Origin of the sequence: Desulfofundulus sp., assembly GCF_049701015.1 — a bacterium.
GTDB lineage: Bacteria > Bacillota > Desulfotomaculia > Desulfotomaculales > Desulfovirgulaceae > Desulfofundulus.
Genome location: NZ_JBNATZ010000203.1, coordinates 1 through 530, shown reverse-complemented (window position 1 = coordinate 530; position 530 = coordinate 1). Strand labels below are relative to the sequence as shown.

1 protein-coding gene is annotated in these 530 nt (G+C 37.4%); it reads right to left on the bottom strand.

The features are described from left to right. Positions 1-18: 18 nt before the first annotated feature. On the bottom strand, positions 19-530 hold a 512-nt coding region (locus tag ACPLUI_RS11370; protein ID WP_424660376.1), incomplete at its 5' end, for a hypothetical protein.

Below are 530 nucleotides of genomic sequence, written 5' to 3'. Positions count from 1 at the left end.
AATTTTCTAGTATTCACGTCATACTTCCTCCTTTTCCCTAAAAATAACCGATAATGCATAATCCTTGCTTTCAATACATTTTGCAACGAATCTTGATACATAATTGTCGGTTCGTGCATACAGTTCGTAAAGCAATTTCCATAATCTTGTATTGGGGTTTAGTTCTTCAACGACCAATCCACACTGAACAGCATCCTCTCGATAGATGGGCCTTCCATGGATTTTTGTAAATTCCGGAGTCAAAAATATCTTGATTCTTTCCTTAATTTCTTCGGGAGAAAATCCTCCCATCATCCCAGTTGAAAGGGTACGAACAGATATATCCTCAGAAAGTTCTATAATCGATCTTAATTCTCTTATTTCACGTTCATCGTAGTTTTTTAGTTGTAGCAAGTATGGTTCTAAATTGCCATCTTTTTCATTGACTGCCCGATGGAATAAATCTTCGTAACTGTTTACGATATTATGCGCTGAAAAAACCTGCTGGCCAGCACTTGTACTTAGGATAACTTGAGGATCAACAGGCCCTA